Genomic DNA, 21,052 nt, shown 5'->3' on the forward strand with positions numbered 1-21,052 from the left:
TATTGATTGTTGGCGTGGTAATTTACCTTAGCTCAAACATGGTGTAATTTGAAATGACATTGGAAATTGCTTCACTGTTGCAATTACTAAGATGGCTAATGTCTTCGATGATTTTATCTTGAATATCAACCGGAAAAAGCATTAATTGCTCTAGATATAAATGTGCTTGCGTTTCATTGTTATTGGCCATTAACTCTGCTAAACGACTGGCATGACTTCTCCATATTGCACTCATAAGCTTTACCTCACAAAAAACAAGGTGATTATTCTCCTTGTTGTAAACCTAAAACGGTCGGGTAGACCATTCTATTAAGTTTAGCTTAGTGTTGGTTGTTTTTTATACAGCTTTGTTATTAAAAATATGCTTTATTAAAGTTCTACTATAATAGCGATCTAATCGTTTGTTATTTGGTACTTTTCTAAACGATATAAAAATGCTTTGTAAGACATTTGTAGATATTTAGCCGCTTTTGTTCGATTGCCTTGATGCATTTTTAACGTTTCAGCTAAGCAATGGCATTCAAACTGCTCCCAATTAAACCCTTCGGGCGGTAATGAAAAAGTGGGTATATCGTTTGCTAAGTTGCTTTTTATGTCGCTTGCACCGGTTAACTCTGTATCATCATCGAGTAATACAAATCGTTCAATGCGGTTTGATAACTCTCTAACATTGCCTGGCCAGTGATAGTCTAAAAGTTTACGGTACATGGCTTCTGTTAATGCCAACGGTTGGCATTGATGTTGTTTAGCATGTACTTGAATAAAATGATCTGCTAACAAAGGGATATCTTGCTGGCGTTCACGCAATGGTGGCATATTAATGGGGACTACATTTAATCGATAAAACAGATCTTCTCTAAAGTTTCCGTTTTTTACTTCTTGTGCCAAGTTGCGGTGGGTTGCGGCAATAACGCGAACATTTAACATGACCTCATCATTACTCCCGAGTTTGGTTATCGTGCTTTCCTGTAAGAATCGAAGTAGATGCGCTTGTAAACTTGGTGATAACTCTCCAATTTCGTCAAGAAAAATAGTGCCATTGTTGGCCGCTTCAAAGCGTCCTATTTTTGTGGTATTCGCACCTGTATAAGCGCCTTTTTCAGCACCAAATAACTCAGCTTCGGCAAGAGATTCAGCAATGGCTCCGCAGTTTATCGCGACAAACTTTTCGTTTTTGCGAGCACTTTTATCATGCAAGGCTCTTGCTGCAAGTTCTTTACCTGTGCCACTTTCACCTAAAATTAGTACGGTGGCATTAGTGCCTGAAATTTTCTCTATGCGTTGATATACGGCTTGCATTGCAGGCGTTTTTCCTACCAAGCCTACGAGTTGCTTTTGTTCACTGAGTTGTGCATTTAACGACTTGTTTTCGCCACGCAAAAGTTTGGCTTTTAGCGCTTTATCTATGGTTAATAACAGCTCTTGTCGCTTAAAAGGTTTCGGAAGGTAGTCATCTGCTCCTTTTTGCAGTGCCTCGACAGCATGATTTATCGTGCCGTAAGCGGTGGCTATTACGAACCCTAAATCGTTTTCTTGTTGTCTTATATAGTTAAGTAAATCAATCCCCGTTAATTCTCCTAACTTCCAGTCAGAAAAAATAACATCAAAAGACTGTTTTTTTGTGAGTAAAATAGCTTCTTCTACACAATCTGCGCTAGTAACGTTAAAGTTACTGGCAATCAAAATATCGCAAATTAGTTGTCGCTGATCCGGCTCATCTTCAACCACTAAAATATGATATTGAGCGGATAATTCAATCATGATTTTACTCCAAACACTGCGCGAGCGGTGCAACCTATGTCTTGGTTATTAGTTAGCGTAAGGTCACCTTTGTAGTGTAACGTGATTAAACGATTAGCAATATATAAGCCCATGCCAGCACCTTCAGGTTTAGTTGAAATATGCGGTTGAAATAATTGTTGTTTAATATGGGGCGCTAAACCAACACCATTATCTTTCACTTTAATTTCGACACCTTGTTGTAAAACATTGGCTGTAATTGTGACGTTATCGCCAGTTTCAGATGCTTCACAGGCATTATTTATCAGTGTATGTAAGATACTTCTTATTTCTGACTCTGCGCCCTTTATCGTAAGGTTCTCTTTGACATTTACGGTAAATTCAATTGTTTTATGCATGGTCGACTTATATTCAAGAATAATATCTTGAATGACAGCTAATATCGGTACGTCCTCATCGCGTGATATACCATTAGCAGTGAGGGTGAGCAGTGCTTTTATGCTTTTATCTAAGTGTTGTATTTTGTGCTGAATAGTCGCGAGTAGTTTATGTTTATGCTCAAGATTAAGCGTATCATCTTCAAGTTGCTCAATGGATAAACCTATTGTGTGAATCGGGTTTCGTAACGCATGTGCTAAACCCCTGCTAACCTCACCAAGTTCAGCAAGGTGAGTCAATTCTTTATTTTGTTGCTCTGCTATAGAAAGTTGCTCTAATCGTTGTACTAGCGTATTAAAATGAGAAATAGTGGTGCGGATCTCTTTTACACCTACTTGCGCTACATGATGTTTATAGTCGCCTTGCGATAAGTGTTCAAATCCTTTGGTAAGTAATCTAAGTGGTTTATTAAATTGTGAACTTAACCAAAATGCGAATAATAGGCCTATTATAGCAACCGCAATCAACATCAGTTGAATTTTCTCAAATAACGCTTTACTGCTGTCACTAATACGGCTTGTAGATACCCAGGTTTGTTGGTGAATATTGGGTGACTTAACAACAAACGTTTTTAAGTCATCTGGAGAGAGTCGTTGTCTCTCAATATTTTGTTGATGAATATTATCTATGATTGTTTTGAATTCTTTCTTTAGTACATTTTTGTTAATGTGTACTTGTGTCTCGTTTTCCTGGTTTTTGGTATGCGACTGGCTTTGGTTTTTGGGTTTATCAATGGACTCTGTTGTTATATCGATAACCTTTTTATCATCAAAACGATACACTTTGACATTCGTACTTTTATTGTCAGAATTAACGACTTTTTCTTCAACTTGCCACGTTTGACTGCCTTCTTTAGGCATTTCAACGATAAAGTTTGTCGGTTGGTCATTTATTTGTTCTACCGCGAGTTCTATGACTTTTTCAGAGTATTGACGTGCTTTTAAATCAACTTCTTTAGCGATAGTGTTTTCGATCCAATACACTAATACTAATTGAACTAAGGTCAATAATGAGATCAATCCACCAATAAGTAAAAATAGATAGCCACGCAATGACATAAGGTACCAACATCTTAAAATTTAAATTCAACTATGCTGTAACAAGTATAATGCCAAGATAGTTATAAAAATTATTATAATAAAAACAACGCATTAATATAGCATGCTTTTCATGTTTTCTTGTTTAACCGTTTAATTGACTGATATCAGGAATAACGGTTCCCGATATCAGGAAATTTTTATTTGTTATGCAGCGGTTTATTTTCATTAATTATCTGTAAATTAAAGAAAATTATTCATTGGCATAGTCTTCGCTTTTATCCTCTGTGAAATGGTTATTGCATTTAATATTGGAAGGAAGAAAAAGATGAGAACAATAAACAAAACTACCCTAGCTATTGCGTTTTCCGTTTTAGGAGCCTTGAGCAGTATGTCTGCCATTGCAATGTCGACGGCAGAGATCAAAGAACATCGCATCGAGGTTATTGCTGATGGGGAGCAAGACGTTCAAGTATTTGTAAGCACCAATGGTGAGGTAACTGAGCTAGCACTACCTAAAGCGACTCTCAGTGATACAGTTGCACTAAAAGATGCGTTAAGTGATTTGCCAGAAGATTTACGTAATAAGGTGGCAGAACAACTGGGCAATATTCACCTAGATGCGAATATAGTAAAAATTCATTCAGATTCAAAAGCTATCACATCTTGGGCTGATGGTGATGCAGAACAAGTATTTGTTTTTGAGATAGAAGACGAGACTTCAGATAACAATATTGCTAAGAAAATTATCAAAAAATTTAAACATGATGGCGCGCATAAAGTCATAGAGATTAAAAGAAATGGCCACATGGGACCCGAGCTTATTATGAAGTTGCTCAAAAATGGTGAGTTTACGGTAGACGATTTAGACAAAATTCAACAGGCACTTGATGCAAAGCGTTAATTTCTAATTCATATTCAAACGCTTTTTTGCCACCTTACATTTAAGGTGGCTTTTTTGTGAACCTTTAAATGGCTTATACGGTTAACAAGCGCTCTATGTCATTAACAAGCTCTTCTGGTTTTGTTGTTGGAGCATAGCGCTTAACAACTTTGCCGTTACCATCGACAAGAAATTTGGTAAAGTTCCATTTTATTGATTTAGAGCCGAGAATACCTGGCGCTTCTGTTTTGAGGAATTTAAATAATGGTGCAGCATTTTCACCATTTACATCGACCTTATCCATTAACGGAAAGTTTATATTAAAATTGAGATCACAAAATTGTTGAATTGCTTCGTTATCACCTTTTTCTTGTTTACCAAACTGGTTACATGGAAAAGCAAGTATTTCAAAGCCCTTATCCTTATATTTTTGATAAAGTTCTTCTAATCCAGCATATTGAGGTGTAAAGCCACATGCACTTGCTGTATTTACAATAAGTACAACTTTATTCTTCAAACTATTTAACTCAAATGCTTGTTTTCTATTGGTTACAACTTGATATTGGTAGAAGTTGTTGCTCATCATTGGTTCCTGTGGTCGGATGTCTTGGTAACAATAATGGATAAAAGTTAATTTAACAACTATCCGATGTACTGAATCATGTTATAAACTATGTTTTCAGTATGTTGTAAAGAGATGGTTATGAAAGTAGCATTTATCGGGTTGGGCGTAATGGGTTACCCAATGGCAGGGCATTTAGTCAAAGCAGGGCATGAAGTCACGGTTTATAATCGCACGACAGCAAAAGCGGTAAGTTGGTGTGAAACCTTTGATGGTCAATATGCCGATACACCAGAGCAGGCCGCGCAAGGCTGTGAAATCGTGTTTGTTTGTGTGGGTAATGACGATGATGTTAGGCAAGTTTTAACAGGCGAGAACGGTGTTTTCTCCGGTTTAACTAAAGGTACTATTGTTGTTGATCATACTACCGCTTCAGCGTCACTTGCTAACGATATGCATAAGGTAGCACTTGAATATGGCGTAGGCTTTATTGACGCACCGGTTTCAGGTGGCCAAGCGGGTGCTGAAAATGGCGTATTAACCATCATGTGTGGAGGCGAACAAGCAGTTTTCGATAAAGTACAACCTGTAATGGATGCATACGCACGTTTTAGCCAATTGATGGGCGATATCGGCTCTGGTCAGCTTGCTAAAATGGTTAATCAAATTTGTTTTGTTAATACGGTTCAGGGGCTTGCAGAGGGGCTAAACTTTGCGCAACACGCAGGGCTTGATACCGATAAACTGTTAGCCACAATTTCTAAAGGAGCGGCGGGTTCTTGGCAAATGGATAATCGCGGTAAAACCATGTGCGATCGTGAGTTTGATTTTGGCTTCGCGGTTGATTGGGTACGTAAAGATCTTGGCATGGCATTTGATGAAGCTGAAAAACTCGGTGTTGATTTGACGATTACAAAACAACTCGATAAGTATTACCAAGAAGTACAAGCAATGGGCGGTAATCGCTGGGATACGTCGGCGTTGATAGCCAGATTTAAAAAACCAGAATAAAAACAGGAAAATAATATGCCAATTTTAACCTATATAAAAACATTACTCGTGGTGAGTTTTTTCGCTCACTTTTCATTATCAGCGAAAGAACAGGTGCTGCAGGAGTTAGATGCTTATTGGCAATATATGGCGACGACAGTTTCACAAGGGGACTTTGAAGGCTACGCGAGTACATTTCATCCGGATGCAGTTTTTGTAACAGATATTGCTAATACCAGTTACCCAATTGGTAATGCATTAGCGCGTTGGCAGCAAGGCTTTGTTGATACTAAAGCGGGGAAAATGCAAGCTGGCGTTGATTTTAAATTTACGCAGTCTTTGGTGAGTGAAAATACAGCACATCAAACAGGGTATTTTTATTATTACAGTATTGATAGCCAAGGTAAAAAGACACCTTTTATTGCTTATTTTAAGGCGTTATTAGTGAAAAAGTCGGGGAAATGGCAAATGATGATGGAGCATCATATAAAGCAAGTAGACCAACAAATATGGGATAACGTTAACTAGTCGCTCGAGTTCCTGAACCGTCAACAATTGTTCTTTTTGGCTTAGCAACATAAGTGTGAGAAGAAACGCATCGTAATTCGAAAAGGCACGCTAAGTGCCTTTTTTAATTTTCTAAAGTTGTAACTTAATAAGGTATTGTAACCTTTAAATACAATCTCTTCTTGTCTCATAATTAACATTTATGTAACAATTGTACAAATAGCAATGGACTGCTAACTGTTTTGGCCGTCCAAATTTTATCTAAAGGATGGTACTTGACTGTGATTAAAAATAAAGATGTAGTGTTGTTATCGATGCTAACACTCTTATCCGTAGGCTGTGGTGGTGGGGGTTCTAGTTCTGGTTCAACGTCTAAACAGGCAGCTAACACTGCACCCGTAATTTCGAATTTCAGTGAAACATCAGGGTATGAACGTGATGCCATCAGTGTTATTGCTAATGCATCTGATAGTGATGGCTCTATTGCAAGTTATACATGGCAACAAACAGCGGGTACCACGGTTTCTTCACTAGTTGACGATCAAAAGGAATTGTCTTTTATTGCGCCCTCGGTGTCAGAGGATGAAACACTAACGTTTACGGTGCAAGTAACAGATAATAACGGCGCATCTGCCAGTAAATCTGTCGATATTAGTATCAGCGCTTATGAAGCGATTGATAATGCTGCGTTTGAAGATAATGGTTTTAAGCAGTGTTTGCCAAGTTCAGCGGAGAATGATCTTGGTCTTGTTGAAATTAACTGTGATGGTATTGAATTTACTTCTTTAGCAGATTTAGCGTTGTTTCCTAACCTGAAAAGCGTAACAATTACTAACGCAAAATTAAGCAATGTAGCAACTTTTCCAAAGCTAGAACAACTTAACTATCTAGATTTATCAGGAAACTTCATACAAGATATTGACTCAGTTTTAGCGTTAACGTCACTTATTTATTTAGACTTAAGTAATAATCGACTTTATTCAAAAGACTACGACTTCGAACAACTCGCTGATTTAGAAACATTATTATTTAATAATGCTTTATATTACTCGGCGATTGACGCCAATATTTTTAGTGGATTGACTAAGTTGTCAGTGCTCGATTTAAGTAATGTTTATCTTAATAACCCGCAAACAATAGAAAATCTTGTTAACTTAACTGATTTGAAGCTATCAAATGTTGGTTCTCGTTTTAATGCATTAAGCTTTTTAGCAAAGCTAGAAAGTCTTACGCATTTAGACATTAGTCATAATAATTATGTTACCGATTTAAGTGCCTTAGCTTTAAAAGATTCGATAACACATCTTAAGTTAAATGGCATTGGTACAACTGACTTCACACCTATTAGTGATATGACCTCATTAGTATCGCTCGATATTTCTGATAATTACGCAGAAATAGACTTGAGCGAACTTCAAGGATTGATAGACCTAGAAGCACTAAATATGAATAATGTTAGGTCTATTAGTAACTTAGATAGTTTAAAGCAACTCACTAAGTTAAAAGAACTTTCATTGCAGCGTGCAGACTTGACTAGTGTTTCCTTTGTTGAGTCTTTAACCAATTTAGAAAAACTAAATATCCAAGAGAATAGTCGTTTATCTGATATCAGTGGGCTGTCTGCTGCAACACAATTGACTTATTTAGATCTTTCAAACAACCGTAATCTAGATGATATAAGTTCACTGGAAAACCTTACCAACCTTGAATATTTAAACATTGGGCGTTTGTATTATAACGCTGCAATTGATGTTTCTCCTCTTGCTGGCCTAACAAAGCTTTCAGCATTAATACTTGCTCATAATAGCTATGAAAATCTTGACCAGCTAGTTAATTTAACCGCGCTTGAAGAACTTTCTATTAGCTCGGCCAATATAAAGACATTGTTTGATATGAAAAATCTACTGTCGTTGAAATCAGTTGTGTTGGAAGGGCTATCTAGCTTAACCACTTTAGATGGCCTTGAGGGGGCTGTTAATGTGGAATCTCTTTCATTAACAAGTATGTATTCTTTAAATGATATGTCAGCCGTTAGTGAATTAAAAGATGTAGAATACTTAACAATGAATAATGTAGATAATGTTGAATCTATGGCGTTTCTCTCATCGTTAATTAATCTAAAACAGCTAAATGTTTATTCTAATAAACATTTAGTATCACTAGATGTGTTAACGGATCTTTCTGCGCTAGAGTCACTTAAAATGACAAGCATGAGTAAGTTAGTTGATATTAGCGCGTTAACTGACTTAACATCATTAAAGACAATAGATTTAAGATATAATTACGCATTATTGTGTGCAGATATTAATGACTATATCGAGGCGAGACCTGAATCTACGCTACAATACTCTTCCAATTGCGTTGAACGTCCAATAAATTTGGAACTGTTTAACGATGAAACATTTGCAGCTTGCGTACGAAACAGTGGTAATGATATTGCTGATATTACAGAGATATACTGTTATTCACATGGAATTAATTCGCTTGTTGGTATAGAACAAATGGAAAATGTTCGTGATATAACTTTATATTTCATGGAAGATAATATCGACTATGCACCATTGAATGAACTAAAAAAACTAAGAGCACTCTCTATTTTTAATGGGCAATTAACTTATGTACCTGACTTTTCAGGAATAGAAAAACTGTCGAGATTAAATATAAGCAGTAATAAAATATCCTCAGTTAATATTGAAAATATATTGCCATCGCTTGAGTACTTAAATCTTTCGTCAAACGATATTGATGAAATAGCTTATATTGAGTATATGCCTTCGTTAGTTAATCTAGATCTTAGTAGTAATAAATTAACCCACATCAATAAGATACAGTCTTTGAGTAAACTAACGGAACTAAACTTAACATATAATGATATTAATGATTTAACGCCACTAAATAACTTATTGGAGCTAAATTATTTATATTTATATGGAAATGAAAATATTGATTGTGCTGAAGTTGAAGATTTAAAACAAAGTATCACTAACTTGTGGATCAACGAACCAAGGCATTGCCAATAATACGTTACTATGTGTTTACTTTTAAAAAAGGTGTCACTTATTTGAAGTGACGCCTTTTTTATTTGAATTGATTTAACTAAACATTTCCTTGCAAATACTCATATAACGCTTTTAACACTGCCACTTTGCTCTTATCACTTTCATGTTCATGCACAAGGTTTTCAATTTTTAACATAAATTCATCAGCAGAAAGTATACCTTTACCACCATACTGCAATTTACTTTGGCAATAACTCTGCCATTTTAATTGTTCTTCGTTATTGAGCGTTTGAGGATAATTTCTTGCTCTAAACCTAAATAACAATGTGTTTAAACGTTCATCTTGAAACTGGAACGGGTGTGTAGCTAATTGCTCTACCGGTAACTGATGTAAAATTTCCATCTGTGCTTTGTCACTTTGACTGAAAAAAGCGCCACCATATAAGGCATGTTCAGCATCTGGTTGTTGATCTTCATCGTACGACTCGGGTGCAAACACGTCACTTAATTTGTCCCGAATATCAGCGTGCTGTTTCAATTTTGCTAAATTGTCTAAACAGGTTTCTCTTGGTATTGCTAAACGTTCTGCATTTTCGGGTAGCAACGTTTTTGCCGGCGCTACTACCGGGCATTTATTGACATGAATAAGTTTAACGGGAATGGGTAATTCATTTTCTGCTAATTCATCATGCCTAGTATAAAGTCGCGCTTTAATTTCTTCACTGGTAAGCTCAAAAAGTGGTGCAGGGTCTTGTGCTAAGTCGACGGCAATGACAGCATTTTTATTTTGAGGATGATAAGCAACCGGCGCAAACCAACTCGTACAGCCATGAATGGATGATATCTTACTCGATGTATGCACTACTGGGGTCATATTATATACATCTAATAATTCACTAACTTGTTTTTTACTGCGTAAACTGAAAAGAAATTGGAAGAGTTTTGGTTGCTTTTCTTTTATCAATTTTGCCATTGCTATTGTCGCGTAAACATCACTCATCGCATCATGTGCGGCTTCATGGTTTATGCCATTTGCAGCGGTTAATAATTCTAATCTAAAACTTACGCGTTCTTCACCTGTTTGTTTATCAGTAACCTTAGGCCATTCAATACCTTCAGGTCTTAATGCGTAACAAGCCCTCACCATATCAATAATGTCCCATCGGCTATTACCGTTTTGCCATTCACGTGCGTAAGGGTCGTAAAAATTACGATAAAAAAGATAACGCGTAACTTCGTCATCAAAACGAATATTATTATAACCTGCAACGCAAGTGTTAGGCTGAGTAAAAAGTTGATGAATACTGTGAGCAAAATCGGCTTCCGACAAACCATCTCGTAATGCTTTTTGAGGTGTTATACCTGTCACTAGTGCTGCTTCGGGGTGCGGCAAGTAATCTGCTGGCGGTCGACAGTAAAACATTTCAGGTTCCCCAATAATGTTTAAATCAAAATCGGTTCTTATGCCTGCAAATTGTGATGGTTTGTCATACTTTGGGTTAACACCCCAGGTTTCATAATCGTGCCAGAATATTGTGGGTTGTTGATGACTGACCATATATAAGACGGTTACCTAGTAGTTGCTTGAATGCGCGTGCTTAGCATCATTGCCGTTAAGCGCTTTGTGGAAGAAGTAATTATAGAAAGGAGAGCGTCAATATATCAACAAGTTTTCGATAAGATAACTAAATGATTGACTTATTGCGCTAATAACGAATGCACGGCACTTTAATGTAATTGTACTAATATTCAATTAATTTTACTTGTTATGTTTTTATGGAATTGTACTAATATTGTATGTAAATTAAAATTATTGAAGAATAACAATGAACTGGACGATTTTAAGAAAGCTACAGGCGCTATCACTTGCCATTGTCTTAGTGTTTACCATTTCCTTACTTGTAATTAAATTCTATAGCAATGAAATTGGTAATAAATTTAATCAGTTTTATAACAGCAACTTTACTACTGCTATGCAATTTGAACGCATTAAAGAAGTTCAAGTGGATACCATGTTAAATATTCGCGGTTTGCAAATTAGTTATTTATTGCAATTAGAAGATCAAACGGACGGATATTTAACAGTCATAACGGCTAATCACAAACAAACACCTGAGTTGATGGCGAAGTTAGTTACTTCATATCAAGGAAATCCAAGCAAGCTTGCTGAATTGAAATCACTCGTTGAGGATTATCAGCTTAAAGCGGATGCATTTGTCGACGCGATGAAAAATACCTCAGATCATAAAGCACCTTATGAAGTCTTCAAGTCCTTTGTCGACAGCTATTACGTGTTGGTGGAGTTTTTCGATGGTTTTAAAAAAATAGTAGATAATGCCGCCTTAGATACTAAGCAAGAAATAGAACAGGCCATTGCGATTGCATCGTATGTTTTTTACCTAGGGCTATTGGTTTCCTTAATTGTTTCAATAGGTTTAAGTCAATTAATTGCTCGCGGCATTAGCCAAGCTGTTACACAAGTGAAAAATGTAGCGTTTAAACTGTCAACGGGGTTGTTAAATATCTCATGTGCGGTATCAACGCAAGATGAGATGTCAGAATTAGCAACGTCGATTAATACAACGGTAGAGAGGTTACGTTCTACCATGTCAGACATTAAGTCTTCTGGCGATATTGTTGCCAGCAATAGTGATGAAGTTCTTAGTTATAATAATCAATTGCAAAAAGGCGCACATGCAATTACAGATAACATTGATCTTGTGGTAACGGCAATAGAGGAAATGGCGCAAACGAGTCAAAATATTGCGCAAAACATAACGCAAACAGCTGCTGCCGCTGGTGAAATTAATGATTTAGCTGGGGTCAGTTTATCTGCTTCACAAGAATCTGTGAAAGAAATCGAAATACTTGTAAACGCCTTGAAGGAAACGGGCGTTACCGTTGATAACTTAAAAGCTGAAACAGTTAATATTGAAAAAATTCTTGATGTTATTAAAGCTATCTCTGAACAAACAAACCTATTAGCACTTAATGCTGCAATAGAAGCAGCAAGGGCCGGAGAACAAGGACGTGGCTTTGCTGTTGTAGCGGATGAAGTGAGAGGCTTAGCACAGCGTTCGCAAACCTCAGTAAACGAGATTGAAGCCTTACTCGGTAGTTTAACAATGGCAGGTGATCAAGCACAGGAACAAATGAACCATAGCAGTAATATTGCACACTCACTCAATGATCGCGTTTTACACAGCAATGCATTAATGGAAGATATTCGTCATAAAGTTAATGATGTAAATAGTCAGGCACATGAAATCGCTACTTCTGCTGAAGAGCAAAGTACCGTTGTTGTAGAAATTAGTAAAAACATGCATGACATTAAAGCATTGGTTGACCAAAATGCAGTTTTTGTTAATACCTCAAATGAAAAGAGTCACGAAATGAAAAATGCTAGTAGCCATGTATTAACGCAACTTGACTACTTTACGATTTAATTAAAGTCTCAAATTGTTGCTCTTTGTATTACAAGTAAGGGGCAACTAACTTATTTGTTGTTTGTACTTAATTTAAGTCCGGAAAGTCAAAATCTCGTCGGTTAAATTGGCATTAATCTTGATAAAGCACTATGACAAATTTTATTAGGGATTAATGTATGAAAAAGCTCGCGTTATTATCACTTTTTTGTTTGCCACTTATTACGCAAGCAGATGTTGTGGAGTTCAAGGGGAAAGTTACTGATATTCTGATTGGGAAGTCAGCACTTATTAAAGTTGGTGTAAATGTACAGGAAGATGAATCAATTGTATGTTGGAAAGCAGACAGTGAACAACCATGGCTATTTACCTTTGAACGCGGACATGAATATTCTGAGCACTGGTTTGATGTATTGAATTTAGTACGTAGAACACAAGAAACCGTGCGTATTGGTTATGCCGAAAATGAAGATAGTGAATGCGCTATCGAGTACCTTGCACTATTGAAAGGTGATGGTATTGCAGATGATGATCAAGTAGGCGATTCACTACAACGCACAGGCCAATATGGCAATATTGCGCAAATCTTTACTAACGGCCTGACTGAGTCGAGTTACCATGCAAGTGATAATTATGGTGCTGACGTACCCGCTGCCGCATTTGATGGCCATATTTTTAATGAACAAATTGTTGATGGTGAGGGCAGCCTGATAAATCGCGGTATTTGGTTGGTTAAAAAGGATTCTGAAAACAAAGAGACTGAATATTGGTTGCAAGTCGAGTTTGAGGAAAATGTTACCGTTTCTGGCTTTAGAGTTATGCTAAATGCGAAAGCAACTGAATTAGGCCGAGGTCCGCGTCATGTGACTATTTTAACATCATTGGATGGTGAAACATTTGAAGAACAAGGGCAATATAATTTGGGTAAATCTATAGATCAACGTGCCAACTTACCAACAAAAGTTGATGCTAAAATTTTTAGAATCCAAGTTAACTCAAACCAAGGTGATAGCTTTATCGAAATTGACGAATTAGAAGTGTATTCAAACTAACTAATCGTTTGAATATTTTATTGAAGGGGCTAATAGCCCCTTTTTTATTGTTAACTCAACCCTCTACGCAATTGGATTATTTATAGCAGCTCAAAAAAAATTAGAGATGAATTATTTTCACTTTTTAAGTACATTTTGGTTTGCTAACCTGCAAAATCTTTTTACTCATTTGATTACTTTGCTTCATGGCTAAACATACTAATTTCTTAATTGTTAAAGATGACCTATCGGATGGACAAATTGTCGATATACTCACAGAACACTTACAAGATATGTATGCAAATTCTCCTGCTGAAAGTGTTCATGCTTTAGATGTAAATGCATTGAAAAGTAGAGATATTACCTTTTGGGCGCTAAAGGATAATGGGCAGACACTTGGGTGTGTTGCAATTAAAAAGCATAACGATGCATTCGCTGAAATAAAGTCAATGCGAACAATAAAGGTGGCAAGAAACCTCGGTGTAGCAACTAGGTTGTTAGCCCATGTTGTTGAAATGGCGACACAAGGTGGTTTTAAGGAACTTAAACTAGAAACAGGCACAACGGCGTTTTTTAAACCCGCGCGAGCATTGTATCAACGCCATGGATTTAATGTGTGTGAACCATTTGGTCATTATTGCGCTGATCCGCATAGTACTTTTATGTCACTTGATTTATCGCCTTAGATAGAGTCAGTACTAGGCATGTTTACCACATAAAATAAGCAATCATTCTTTGCAATGTCCATATTGTTTGTTGCCATAAACATTTTTAGATGTGTGGCACAGATGAGTTGGTTGTCGCGCACAGCAAAGTATTTATCAACGACATTTTCACCAATATCATTAACGAGTGCTAAATTATCTAACCCGTGTTCATCTAGCCAGCCAAGCATCTGTCCCGTTTTGGCACTACCATAGTTAAACTGTTCTATTTTACTGACTAAAGTTACACCGCTATGGCCTTCATCATGGAGCGCATAAGATAAATTTACTTCGGGTTTTAGTTTTAGTCGCAGGGGCTTGTAAACAATTTCAACGGATTTATCTTGATGATGATTTTCTATAGAGGAACAATTTGCTAGTTTATTTATGCCCTCATAGGCAGTGATATGCGCTTGTTCGTCACTTGCACCTCCACATTCAACAGTAATGGTTGGACAATCAAAATTTTGTTCCATCAAAGCACCTAACGTGATCCCTGATAAAATAATAGTGTCACAAAAAAATGAGGTTAATGTTAATCCCTTGGTAGAGACTAAAGGGGCTACGGCGAAAGAGGGTCCTGAGCCCGACGTATTATGCAAATCTACCACCACTTCTGGGTTTACTTCTCTGATCGCGTTTTCAATAATATTCGCCCGTTGGAAATAACCATGATCTAAGCCACTACCAAAACATCGATTAATATCCAATCCCTCTGGCAAGTAGCGATGCGATAACATTGGTGGTGCTGTTGCGGCTTCAACAGAGGCAATGATAAAACGTAAGTTGGTTTCTGGCTCTGGCAATGAACCATTATTTGTTAACCAACGATGTATCGCAATAAGTCCGGAAGGTTCATTACCGTGCAGTAATGTAACAATTACACGTGTTTTGTGCGGGTTTTTACCCGTTATATCAATTACAGTTGGTACGTCAAGTGATAACAAGAATTGCTGAAAGTCACCTTTGAGTGTTACTTGATCAGGGTTTGATAAAAACTCAATATCTTTAAAATCAATGTTCATTATTACTCCCAAGTTGATACGGGGGCATGGCTTTGATACTGGGTTTGATAATCTTTAACGAGTTGCTCTAATGCCTTATCAATTGATAAGGAACTGGTTAACTGATTAAAACGCTGTTTTTGCCAAATCGCACCGGTAACATTGTTGATTAAACGTTGTTCAATGATGTTGAGATAATAATCTGCTTCTTTGGCGGAAATATTGAGATTCGTCAAACCTTGGTGAGCTATTGGTAATAATTTTATCATTACTTGTTTTATATCAATTTCCTGTGGTTGATATTGGTTTTGATGTGGCCAAAGTATTTTCGCATCTAAACCGTATTGCGCAGCTCGGTAGAAATTGTAGTCGGCAAATTGGAACGGAATATACGCACAATATTCATCAATTTTATCGATAAAACCATTGGCAAGGCCGATGGCAAACGCAGCATTAGCGATCATATCTACAGGCGTTGGTCCCGCTGGAATTGCTCTAAATTCTAATCTTATATGGCCATTACCTTCGGTTGAAAAAACAGGGCGATTCCATGGCCAAATGGTACCCATATGAAAACAAAGCTCGTGATAGCTATCTTTTGTATTGTCAGGGCTTAGATAGGGCATTAAGGGGGGATACAATGAAACTGACTGTGCAAAGAGCTCCCAAATTGAGTTTCTTACCCAACCATGACCAAAGTTAACACGTGTTGGTTGGTGCCAAGGATATTGATTTCGTCTTCTTACATCTAAGGATTGTTTAAATAAAGCGATTCTTGTTTCATGCCATAAATTTTTGCCTAAAAATATTGGTGAGTTTGCTGCTATTGCTGTAACGAATGGTAGTGTTAGTTGCGCGGCATTGAATAATTTAACCATATTTTCAGGCGGGCACATTAAATGTACCTGGAAAGACGTGTTTGCGCCTTCTGCACAAATATCACGAAAGTCGATATCTAAAGATTCATCGCCGTTAATTGAAACGCGGAAGTGCTCACCTCGTTGCTTTGAAATTTTATCAGCTAAACAGGCGTATCGCGCTATCCCGGTCATACAAGAACTGTTTAATTGTTCATGCTTTATTGTCGGTAGTATGCCTATTGGCAAGGCAGAACATTGGTGTTGCTCTGTAACCTTATTTAAAACTGCAAGTTTGTGATTAATTTCTTGCTTTAGTTGACTAAAAGGCGAACCTGTTTGCTTTACGGCACTTAAATTTAACTCCAAGTTATATTGATTTAATTCATGTTGAAATTGTTGGTCATTGATACTTGATATGACTGCCTCATTTGAAGGGCTTGCGTTACCATGACTATCAATAAGGTACATCTCAAGCTCCGCACCCATTTTTAACTGTTCATCGCCAAAGCCACTTTTAGCTAAAGTCGTTTTTAACTGCTCGAGCTGAGCAAATAGTCGAGCTTGAAAGGTTTCTTTTTCTCTATCTGTGAAGCTAGTCCGTTCAATTTGTTGTCCCATCGCTTCTGATCTCGTTTGCTACATTCATTGTTATTATGATTTAAAGCATTGGTTAAAAACTTGATAGAGGTCAAAAAACGAACAGGTAATGTGTGGTGTTTAAGCGGCTCATAAATTAGCCTATTTTATCAGGTCAATTTGCGATAAAGTGAGTTTATATACAAAACGTCTATGCTTAATACTTAGCCTTATCAAGCAGTAAATGAAAGGATGTCGATGCAGCATTATATTGAATCAATACTCGAACAAATTGAAAAAGTTGTTATAGGAAAACCACAACAAGTAAAACTGTCATTGGCATGTTTGATGGCCAAAGGGCATTTACTTATTGAAGACTTGCCTGGTATGGGGAAAACAACGTTAGCACATGTGCTCGCAAGTGCCTCAGGGTTGAGTTATCAGCGGGTGCAATTTACCAGTGATTTATTACCCGCTGATATAATTGGTGTCTCAATTTTTGATCAACAACAGATGTCTTTCACTTTTCATCAAGGGCCTCTTTTTAATCAAGTGGTGCTTGCCGATGAAATTAATCGTGCTAGCCCTAAGGCGCAAAGTGCATTATTAGAAGCGATGGAAGAAAACCGTGTGAGTGTTGACGGTGAAACGTATGAGCTGCCCGATCCTTTTTTTGTTATTGCGACTCAAAACCCATTGTTTCACTCAGGTACTTATCCTTTACCAGAGTCGCAATTAGACCGATTTATGATGAAAATATCACTTGGTTTTCCTGACAGGGCATCAGAACGTGCCATTTTGCAAGGCGACAATTCTGCATTATTTGACGCGATCGCACCTGCAATAGATATTGAACAATTAAAGTTACTACAACAACAAGTGAAAGCTGTTTTTGTCGCAGACGAGATCATCAATTATGTTATCGCACTATGTGAATATACTCGAAACAGTGACTTGGCGATAAACCCCTTATCACCAAGGGCTGGAAAGTCATTACTGGCTGCGGCAAAAGCGTGGGCGATAATTCATCATCGAAACCATGTTTTACCTGACGATATTAAAGCTGTTTTTGCGCCAGTATGCGAGCATCGGCTTGCTGGAAGTCGCCATGCTGTTCAAACAGATAGCGCAAACGGAAGTGTGAGTAATTTTGCTGATGTTATTTTATCGAAAGTGAGTAGTGAAAATCCGTTTGGTTTAGATTAGCGAGTATTTATTTATGCTAAATTCGCTAAAACATACGTTAAACCGCCGCTTTTTTGCTTTTGTAGATAATCGTATAAAGGTTAAAAAAAGCCATCAGTTAACGCATAAAACTATCTACATATTACCAACTTTGTTTGGCTCGTCATTTATGGGATTTATTGTTTTGTTGTTCATCTTGGGCACAAACTATCAAAATAACCTTATTTTGTTTGTCTGCTACTTATTATCCAGCTTGTTTATTGTTGTAATGCTTCATAGCTTTCAGAATTTATTGGGGATTAAAGTTTCCTGTAAAGGGGAGTTTTACACGCAAGTTGATCAGGCTTTAGATGTCTCACTCAACATTAGTAGTCAGCACAAGCTTTATGCGGTGAGTTATTTTTTTGCCGACCAACAAAGCGATTTTTGCTCTATTGTTGACGGCGATTCTACATTGAAAAGTAAGGTGTTCTATGACCAAAGAGGTGTACATTCATTAGCGCGTTTTACCTTGAAAAGTGAATTCCCACTTGGCTTGTTTCGTACTTGGACACATATTAGATTTCCTGTCTCTGTTGTCGTATACCCTAAACCCTTAGTATGTCAGGTGGCTGATTTATCACCCATGTTAAGCGACGATGATAATGGTCAAAGCGCGTTACCTGAATTTGATGGCGATGATTTTTTCGCACTAACACCGTATCAGCAAGGTTGGCCGTTAAGTCGTGTTGCTTGGAAAAACGTTGCTAAGGGTCAAGCGTGGCAAATTAAACAAACGGCTAGAACGGTAAGGCATGATGATTTAGTGTTACGACTTGCGGATATGCCAGCTTCGCTATTAGAAAATAAGTTGAAACAACTGTGTTACCTTGTGCTCGATCTTACACAAGGACAACAGTCTTTTGCTGTTGAACTTGATAAACGTAAGATTGCAACGAATAAAGGGGTTAAACACACCCAGCAATGCTTGCATGCCATCGCGACATATAATCAACAAACAAGTGTGCATTCATCTCAGGCTCAGGTAGAAAGGTCGGAGCTTTGATGATGACGACGATAAGAGGGCAGTTACCTAAGTTTTCTTCCATGTGGTTGCTTGTATTGCCGATCGCCAATTTTGCCGTGCTTGCGCCTGAGCTTACACAGTGGTTTATTGCGTTAGCGGCAATCAGTTTGCTGTGGCAATGGGGTATTTATAGACAATCATTACCTAAACCTAAAACATGGTTAAAAGCCATTATTGCTTTGTCAGGGTGTTTATTATTGCTGGTTACGGGTAAGTCTTTAGGACTGTTGTCTGCCATGTTGCATTTACTTTGTTTGTCGTACGTACTTAAACCTTTAGAGCTGCGTAGGCGTTATGATCTTTATCAGTGGTATCTAATTGGCTTATTGCTGTTAAGTTGTGCATTAATTTTTCAACAATCTATCTATTTCGCTGTCATTGTTTTATTGATTTTCATCGTTAACTTATGTTTTTTAGCAAGTTTATTTCGTCCTAAGGAGCAATTGAAGGTGCAGTTTTTTTACGCTGCTAAGCTGTTATTACAAAGTGTACCTTTAGCCATTTTACTCTTTGTGGTGTTCCCAAAAATTCCACCATTTTGGCAAGTACCTCAGTCAAAAGGTATAGAAACGGGGTTAAGTGATACGTTAAAAATTGGTGATATATCGAAGCTTGCTTTATCCGATAAATTGGCCTTTCGTGTTGAATTTGAACAGCAAGTACCTGACTACCAACAACTTTATTGGCGAGCAATGGTGCTAGAAGACTTTGATGGCAAATCTTGGCATCGTAGCCATCAACATCAAGCTGATATAAAGCAATACCAAAAAGTACCGCGAACCCGTATCGCGGCAATTGGAGAACAACAGATTATTGATTATCAAGTTGTGTTAACACCGAGTTTTCAACCTTGGATGTTTGTTTTAGATGTAGGCGAGTTGGCGTCGTTTACAGATAATGAACAAGTCATTACATTGAACGACTACTCACTTTATTCACAACGTGATATTACCCGTCCTTTCGCTTATAACGTGCGGAGTAACTTAACCCAGCCCCTTACACTCTATAAAACGCGCTTTCAAAAGCGCCGTAACGTAAAAGTTGATCGGGCTAGCAACCCAAAACTGTATCAATTGGGACAAAGGTTGCAGCAACAATATAATGATCCTCAAGCAATAATAGACAGCGTGTTAGCGCAATTTCGCTTAAGTCCATTTCGTTATACCTTGGAGCCTCCACCATTAACGAATAACTCTTTGGATGAATTCTATTTTTCGACACAGGCGGGTTTTTGCGAGCATTATGCGAGCAGTTTTACGTTTATTATGCGTGCTGCTGGAATACCTGCGAGAGTGGTATTAGGTTACTTAGGTGGAGAATTGAATAAACAAGGCGATTATTACAGCGTATATCAACGCGATGCTCACGCTTGGAGTGAAGTATGGTTTGAAAACCGTGGTTGGGTAAGGGTTGATCCTACTGCAGCGGTAGATCCAAGTCGTGTAGAGCAAGGGTTTTCTCCTCAACTTATGAAGGAACGTGAGCAACTCAGTGACTTTAATGTTACACAATGGCTCAAAGGTAACTTGTTGCAAACAGCGCGGCTCTACTTAGACACCATTGATTATCAATGGACTAAATTGGTGATCAATTATTCGAGTGATACGCAGTTTGCTTTGCTTACCTCTTGGTTTGGTAAACATATAGCAACGAAAACAGCACTGTTAATACTTGTTGGTTTTTTATTGAGTGTTGGTTTGTTCTTTCTTGTGCGGTGGTTAACGCTAGTTAATATATCGCAAAAGACATCGGTGCTAAAGCTATATGAGAGAGCCTTAAAATTACTTGCGAATAAAGGGATCTTAAGACAGCACCAAGAAACTGACCGAGACTACATCAAACGTATAAAAACGGTAAATGAATTAGCATCAAAGGAGTTTGCTGGCATTTTGGTGCTTTATAATAACTATACGTTTGCAAACCAAAGGGAAGTACAAGTAGAAAAAGCATTAAAGTATAAGGTTGGGCGCTTAAAACGTGCGTTGAAGTCGTAGATAAAAATAAAGCCCCAAGAAGGGGCTTTATTAACGTAATCTTATTTAAAA

17 protein-coding genes and 1 pseudogene are annotated in these 21,052 nt (G+C 37.5%); 11 read left to right on the forward strand and 7 right to left on the reverse strand.

Going from position 1 to position 21,052, the window contains the following annotated elements; translation table 11 throughout:
* Window positions 1-22 precede the first annotated feature (22 nt).
* From QUE09_RS07360 to QUE09_RS07370, 3 genes are all read right to left on the reverse strand, one after another.
* Window positions 23-235, reverse strand: a complete 213-nt coding sequence (locus QUE09_RS07360) for a hypothetical protein (protein ID WP_286235550.1) — start codon at window positions 233-235, stop codon at window positions 23-25.
* 158 nt (window positions 236-393) lie between these two features.
* On the reverse strand, window positions 394-1,761 hold the full coding sequence (locus QUE09_RS07365; protein ID WP_286235551.1) for a sigma-54-dependent transcriptional regulator: 1,368 nt from the start codon (window positions 1,759-1,761) through the stop codon (window positions 394-396).
* Window positions 1,758-3,236, reverse strand: a complete 1,479-nt coding sequence (locus QUE09_RS07370) for a sensor histidine kinase (protein WP_286235552.1) — start codon at window positions 3,234-3,236, stop codon at window positions 1,758-1,760. The genes QUE09_RS07365 and QUE09_RS07370 overlap by 4 nt, the downstream gene beginning before the upstream one ends.
* A gap of 307 nt (window positions 3,237-3,543) precedes the next feature.
* Between QUE09_RS07370 and QUE09_RS07375 the strand changes: the two genes are divergently transcribed.
* The gene (locus QUE09_RS07375; RefSeq protein WP_286235553.1) at window positions 3,544-4,119 is read left to right on the forward strand and encodes a hypothetical protein; all 576 of its coding nucleotides are present in this window, start codon (window positions 3,544-3,546) and stop codon (window positions 4,117-4,119) included.
* A gap of 73 nt (window positions 4,120-4,192) precedes the next feature.
* On the opposite strand, the gene QUE09_RS07380 is transcribed toward QUE09_RS07375, so the two are convergent.
* Window positions 4,193-4,681, reverse strand: a complete 489-nt coding sequence (locus QUE09_RS07380) for a glutathione peroxidase (RefSeq protein ID WP_286235554.1) — start codon at window positions 4,679-4,681, stop codon at window positions 4,193-4,195.
* A gap of 114 nt (window positions 4,682-4,795) precedes the next feature.
* Between QUE09_RS07380 and QUE09_RS07385 the strand changes: the two genes are divergently transcribed.
* The 4 genes and pseudogenes from QUE09_RS07385 to QUE09_RS07395 all read left to right on the forward strand — a co-directional run bounded on the left by QUE09_RS07385 (window position 4,796) and on the right by QUE09_RS07395 (window position 9,177).
* Complete coding sequence (locus QUE09_RS07385; protein WP_286235555.1) at window positions 4,796-5,671, forward strand: NAD(P)-dependent oxidoreductase; 876 nt, start codon at window positions 4,796-4,798, stop codon at window positions 5,669-5,671.
* A 15-nt stretch (window positions 5,672-5,686) separates the two neighbouring features.
* Window positions 5,687-6,178: a Cif family virulence factor gene (locus QUE09_RS07390; protein ID WP_286235556.1), complete on the forward strand. Its 492-nt coding sequence runs from the start codon at window positions 5,687-5,689 to the stop codon at window positions 6,176-6,178.
* A gap of 8 nt (window positions 6,179-6,186) precedes the next feature.
* Window positions 6,187-6,231: pseudogene (locus QUE09_RS17590) on the forward strand (PEP-CTERM sorting domain-containing protein); the annotation flags it as partial.
* 207 nt (window positions 6,232-6,438) lie between these two features.
* Window positions 6,439-9,177, forward strand: coding sequence for a leucine-rich repeat domain-containing protein (locus QUE09_RS07395; RefSeq protein ID WP_286235904.1), 2,739 nt, complete (start codon window positions 6,439-6,441; stop codon window positions 9,175-9,177).
* Window positions 9,178-9,253: 76 nt separating this feature from the next.
* Here the strand turns inward: QUE09_RS07395 and sbcB are convergent, their stop codons facing one another.
* Window positions 9,254-10,714, reverse strand: coding sequence for an exodeoxyribonuclease I (gene sbcB / locus QUE09_RS07400; protein ID WP_286235557.1), 1,461 nt, complete (start codon window positions 10,712-10,714; stop codon window positions 9,254-9,256).
* A 268-nt stretch (window positions 10,715-10,982) separates the two neighbouring features.
* Between sbcB and QUE09_RS07405 the strand changes: the two genes are divergently transcribed.
* The 3 genes from QUE09_RS07405 to QUE09_RS07415 all read left to right on the forward strand — a co-directional run bounded on the left by QUE09_RS07405 (window position 10,983) and on the right by QUE09_RS07415 (window position 14,298).
* Window positions 10,983-12,602: a methyl-accepting chemotaxis protein gene (locus tag QUE09_RS07405; protein WP_286235558.1), complete on the forward strand. Its 1,620-nt coding sequence runs from the start codon at window positions 10,983-10,985 to the stop codon at window positions 12,600-12,602.
* 158 nt (window positions 12,603-12,760) lie between these two features.
* Window positions 12,761-13,633, forward strand: coding sequence for a discoidin domain-containing protein (locus QUE09_RS07410; protein ID WP_286235559.1), 873 nt, complete (start codon window positions 12,761-12,763; stop codon window positions 13,631-13,633).
* Between the two features lie 185 nt (window positions 13,634-13,818).
* Complete coding sequence (locus QUE09_RS07415) at window positions 13,819-14,298, forward strand: GNAT family N-acetyltransferase (protein WP_286235560.1); 480 nt, start codon at window positions 13,819-13,821, stop codon at window positions 14,296-14,298.
* Here QUE09_RS07415 and QUE09_RS07420 read toward each other — a convergent pair.
* Complete coding sequence (locus QUE09_RS07420) at window positions 14,295-15,341, reverse strand: M14 family metallopeptidase (protein ID WP_286235561.1); 1,047 nt, start codon at window positions 15,339-15,341, stop codon at window positions 14,295-14,297. The two genes, QUE09_RS07415 and QUE09_RS07420, sit on opposite strands and share 4 nt — an antisense overlap.
* Window positions 15,342-15,343: 2 nt before the next feature.
* A complete protein-coding gene (locus QUE09_RS07425) occupies window positions 15,344-16,798 on the reverse strand; it encodes a glutamate-cysteine ligase family protein (RefSeq protein ID WP_286235562.1) in 1,455 nt (484 codons plus the stop codon).
* Between the two features lie 216 nt (window positions 16,799-17,014).
* On the opposite strand from QUE09_RS07425, the gene QUE09_RS07430 reads away from it, so the two are divergent.
* The 3 genes from QUE09_RS07430 to QUE09_RS07440 are packed head-to-tail and all read left to right on the forward strand — an operon-like array spanning window position 17,015 to window position 21,001.
* Window positions 17,015-17,962 (forward strand): AAA family ATPase, encoded by a 948-nt coding sequence (locus QUE09_RS07430; protein ID WP_286235563.1) that lies wholly within the window; start codon window positions 17,015-17,017, stop codon window positions 17,960-17,962.
* A gap of 13 nt (window positions 17,963-17,975) precedes the next feature.
* Window positions 17,976-18,986: a DUF58 domain-containing protein gene (locus tag QUE09_RS07435; RefSeq protein WP_286235564.1), complete on the forward strand. Its 1,011-nt coding sequence runs from the start codon at window positions 17,976-17,978 to the stop codon at window positions 18,984-18,986.
* On the forward strand, window positions 18,986-21,001 hold the full coding sequence (locus QUE09_RS07440; protein WP_286235565.1) for a transglutaminase TgpA family protein: 2,016 nt from the start codon (window positions 18,986-18,988) through the stop codon (window positions 20,999-21,001). The genes QUE09_RS07435 and QUE09_RS07440 overlap by 1 nt, the downstream gene beginning before the upstream one ends.
* Window positions 21,002-21,052 lie beyond the last annotated feature (51 nt).

Origin of the sequence: Thalassotalea sediminis, from assembly GCF_030295915.1 — a bacterium.
GTDB classification, from domain to species: Bacteria; Pseudomonadota; Gammaproteobacteria; order Enterobacterales; family Alteromonadaceae; genus Thalassotalea_C; species Thalassotalea_C sediminis.

Coding starts and splice junctions, on each gene's coding strand:
- QUE09_RS07430 (WP_286235563.1), top strand. CDS start 17,015: ATGCAGCATTATATTGAATCAATACTCGAACAAATTGAAAAAGTTGTT.
- QUE09_RS07410 (WP_286235559.1), top strand. CDS start 12,761: ATGAAAAAGCTCGCGTTATTATCACTTTTTTGTTTGCCACTTATTACG.
- QUE09_RS07440 (WP_286235565.1), top strand. CDS start 18,986: ATGATGACGACGATAAGAGGGCAGTTACCTAAGTTTTCTTCCATGTGG.
- QUE09_RS07420 (WP_286235561.1), bottom strand. CDS start 15,341: ATGAACATTGATTTTAAAGATATTGAGTTTTTATCAAACCCTGATCAA.
- QUE09_RS07415 (WP_286235560.1), top strand. CDS start 13,819: ATGGCTAAACATACTAATTTCTTAATTGTTAAAGATGACCTATCGGAT.
- QUE09_RS07390 (WP_286235556.1), top strand. CDS start 5,687: ATGCCAATTTTAACCTATATAAAAACATTACTCGTGGTGAGTTTTTTC.
- sbcB (WP_286235557.1), bottom strand. CDS start 10,714: ATGGTCAGTCATCAACAACCCACAATATTCTGGCACGATTATGAAACC.
- QUE09_RS07360 (WP_286235550.1), bottom strand. CDS start 235: ATGAGTGCAATATGGAGAAGTCATGCCAGTCGTTTAGCAGAGTTAATG.
- QUE09_RS07365 (WP_286235551.1), bottom strand. CDS start 1,761: ATGATTGAATTATCCGCTCAATATCATATTTTAGTGGTTGAAGATGAG.
- QUE09_RS07375 (WP_286235553.1), top strand. CDS start 3,544: ATGAGAACAATAAACAAAACTACCCTAGCTATTGCGTTTTCCGTTTTA.
- QUE09_RS07370 (WP_286235552.1), bottom strand. CDS start 3,236: ATGTCATTGCGTGGCTATCTATTTTTACTTATTGGTGGATTGATCTCA.
- QUE09_RS07425 (WP_286235562.1), bottom strand. CDS start 16,798: ATGGGACAACAAATTGAACGGACTAGCTTCACAGATAGAGAAAAAGAA.
- QUE09_RS07435 (WP_286235564.1), top strand. CDS start 17,976: ATGCTAAATTCGCTAAAACATACGTTAAACCGCCGCTTTTTTGCTTTT.
- QUE09_RS07385 (WP_286235555.1), top strand. CDS start 4,796: ATGGTTATGAAAGTAGCATTTATCGGGTTGGGCGTAATGGGTTACCCA.
- QUE09_RS07405 (WP_286235558.1), top strand. CDS start 10,983: ATGAACTGGACGATTTTAAGAAAGCTACAGGCGCTATCACTTGCCATT.
- QUE09_RS07380 (WP_286235554.1), bottom strand. CDS start 4,681: ATGAGCAACAACTTCTACCAATATCAAGTTGTAACCAATAGAAAACAA.